General features: G+C 69.8%; 3 protein-coding genes and 1 pseudogene. 3 read left to right on the top strand and 1 reads right to left on the bottom strand.

Translation table 11 applies throughout. From position 1 onward, the window contains the following. The coding region (locus tag QZ994_RS19410; RefSeq protein ID WP_290877618.1) for a LysR family transcriptional regulator at positions 1-178 on the bottom strand (178 nt) is incomplete at its 3' end. A 154-nt stretch (positions 179-332) separates the two neighbouring features. Between QZ994_RS19410 and QZ994_RS19405 the strand changes: the two genes are divergently transcribed. The 3 genes and pseudogenes from QZ994_RS19405 to QZ994_RS19395 all read left to right on the top strand — a co-directional run. Further along, the gene (locus tag QZ994_RS19405) at positions 333-1,517 is read left to right on the top strand and encodes an FAD-binding oxidoreductase (RefSeq protein WP_290877615.1); all 1,185 of its coding nucleotides are present in this window, start codon (positions 333-335) and stop codon (positions 1,515-1,517) included. Between the two features lie 17 nt (positions 1,518-1,534). Further along, positions 1,535-2,296 carry an electron transfer flavoprotein subunit beta/FixA family protein gene (locus tag QZ994_RS19400; RefSeq protein ID WP_290877612.1) on the top strand — a complete coding sequence of 254 codons (762 nt, stop codon included), beginning with the start codon at positions 1,535-1,537 and terminating at the stop codon, positions 2,294-2,296. After that, positions 2,293-2,706: pseudogene (locus tag QZ994_RS19395) on the top strand (electron transfer flavoprotein subunit alpha/FixB family protein); the annotation flags it as partial. The gene QZ994_RS19400 and the pseudogene QZ994_RS19395, both read left to right, overlap by 4 nt.

The following is a 2,706-nucleotide window of genomic DNA, read 5'->3' as shown; positions in this document are numbered from 1 at the left end:
GCAGTTCGTAGCAGGCCTCCAGCGCCTTGATCATCTGGCTCACGGCGCTCTGGGTCACGCCCAGGCGGGCCGCGGCCAAAGACATGGAGCCCTGCTCGCACACCGTCACGAAGGCGTGCAATGCCCGCAGGTCCGGCCAGGTGGCCGTGGTGCGGAGGGGGCTCAGGGTTGCTTGCATGGAACGCATGGTGTGGCGCGGCGGGCGGGCCGCGAGCAAGTGCAGTGAAACTTCATCAATGGATAAGCCTTGCTGATGCAATCACCGGGCCAGGGCACCTGCCCCGAGACTGGCGGCCAACCCCATCCAACCCAACTTGGCGAGATCCCCCCTCATGAACAGCTTTGATGCGATCGTCATCGGCGCCGGTGTCATCGGCAGCTCGGTGGCTTACCACCTGGCGCGCTTTGGCGCCAAGAAGGTGCTGGTGCTGGACCGGACCCAGATCGGTGCAGGCACGACCTCCCAGTCCTCCGGCATCCTGCGCACGCACTATTCCGTGCGTGAGAACGTGGCGCTGGCCCAGTCCTCCTGGGGGGTCTTCAAGGATTTCGCCAACTACCTGCAGGACGAAGACGCCGCCAGCGGCATGGTCCAGTGCGGCTACCTGATCTGCGCCCCCGAGGGCGAGAAGCTCGAGCCCCTGCGCCAGGCCCTGCAAGGCCAGGTGAACCAGGGGGTGACCGTGCAGTACCTGGGCCGCGACGAAGCCCGCAGCCTGCTGCCGATTGCCCAGTTCGACGATGCCGCCCTGATCGGCTACGAGCCCGAGGCCGGCTTTGCCGACGCCTACCTGGTGGCCACCAGTTTTGCGCGCACGGCCCGCCGCCTGGGCGTGAAGATCATGGAAGGCGTGGAGGTGCACCGCCTGCTGACCGAAGGCGGCCAGGTGACCGGGGTGGAGACCTCGCAAGGCACCTTCGTCAGCAACACGGTGATCAGCACCCAGAACATCTGGGCCACCGACATCGCGCGCTGGACCGGCATCCCCACGCCGGTGGTGGCCGAGCGCCACGCGGTGCTGGCCCTGGAAGGCCCCAACCCCTACACCTTCCAGATGCCCGTCTTCAAGGACCTGGGCTCCCCCGGCATGCTCTATTGCCGCAGCTATGGCGGCAACCAGATGCTGGTGAGCGAGGGCACCGTGGGCGAGACCCTGACCGAGCCCCACAACGAACAGGGCGACATCTCGCTCGACTACATCGTGGACGTGGGCGAGCAGGTGGCCCAGCGCTTCCCGGCCTTTGACGAAGCCGGCCTGGCCTCTTCCTGGACCGGCGTCTACGACGTCACGCCCGACTGGAACCCCGTGCTGGGCCGCATCCCCGATGTGAAGGGCCTGATCGTGGGTTATGGCTTCTCGGGCCATGGCTTCAAGCTCTCGCCCGGTGTGGGCCGCCTGCTGGCGCAAGAGGCCCTGGGCCTGCCCACCGATGTGTCGCTGGCGCCCTATGCGCTCGAGCGCTTCCGCAGCGGTCACCTGCTGACCGGCCTGTACGGCAAAGGCGCCGTGTCCTGAACCCCGAGGTGATGAAGATGAAAGTGATGGTGCCCCTCAAGCGCGTGATCGACCACCAGGTGCGCGTGCGTGTGAAAGCCGATGGCTCCGGTGTCGACACCGTGGGCGTGAAGATGTCGATCAACCCCTTTGACGAGGTGGCCGTGGAGCAGGCCGTGCGCTGGAAGGCCCAGGGCCTGGTCAGCGAGGTGCTGGTCGTGGCCATCGGCTCGGCGGTGACGCAGGACGTGCTGCGCACCGGCCTGGCCATGGGCGCCGACAGCGCCACCCTGATCGACACCGACACGCCCCCCAGCCCGCTGGACGAGGCCCGCCTGCTGGCCGAACTGGCGCGGCGTGAAGGCGTGGGCCTGGTGCTGTGCGGCAAGCAGGCCATCGACGACGACCTGGGCAGCCTGGCGCCCATGCTGGCCGCCCTGCTGGATTGGCCGCAGGCCGTGTCGGTCAATGCCGCGACGCTGGCGGCCGATGGCATCGAGGTGGGCTGCGACGGCGACCTGGGCAGCGAACGCCTGGCCCTGAGCCTGCCCGCCGTGCTGGGCGTGGACCTGCGCCTGTGCGACCCACGCATGATCAACCTGCCCGCCATCATGAAAGCCCGCAAGGCGCCGTTGCGCACCCTGCCCGCTGCCGAGCTGGGCGTGAGCCCGAGCACCCCTTGCGAGGTGCGTCACTGGGCCGAACCGCCACCGCGCGCCGCGGGCCAGCGCGTGCCCGACACCGCCACCCTGCTGGGCCGCCTGCAGGCCCTGGTCCAACCTCTGGAGCGCGCCGCATGAGCACCCCCGCAACGACCCTGGTGATCGCCGTGCACCACGAGACCGGCCTGGACCCGCTGACCGCCCGCCTGGTGGGCGCGGCCACGAAGCTGGGTGGCCCGATCGAACTGCTGGTGCTGGGCGAAGCCGCCCCGGCCGTGCTGGACGAGGCCACGCGCCTGGCCGGTGTGGCCCGCGTGCACTGGGCCCAGGCCCCGCACCTCAATGCCCCGACCGCCGAAACCGCCTGCGCCCAGCTGAAGCCTTTGCTGGCAGGCTGCCGCTGGGTGCTGGCCGCGCACAGCAGCCTGGGCCGGGCCACCTTGCCTCGCCTGGCGGCCCTGGCCGGCGCCGGCTTCCTGGCGGATGTCTGTGCCATCGAGGGCCCGGACACCGTGCGCCGTCCCATGTACGCCGGGGCCGTGCTGGCC

The organism is Aquabacterium sp., from assembly GCF_021768455.1.
In the GTDB taxonomy this organism is placed as follows: domain Bacteria; phylum Pseudomonadota; class Gammaproteobacteria; order Burkholderiales; family Burkholderiaceae_C; genus Aquabacterium.
This window is presented reverse-complemented; position numbering and strand designations above follow the sequence as displayed.

Coding starts and splice junctions, on each gene's coding strand:
- QZ994_RS19405 (WP_290877615.1), top strand. CDS start 333: ATGAACAGCTTTGATGCGATCGTCATCGGCGCCGGTGTCATCGGCAGC.
- QZ994_RS19400 (WP_290877612.1), top strand. CDS start 1,535: ATGAAAGTGATGGTGCCCCTCAAGCGCGTGATCGACCACCAGGTGCGC.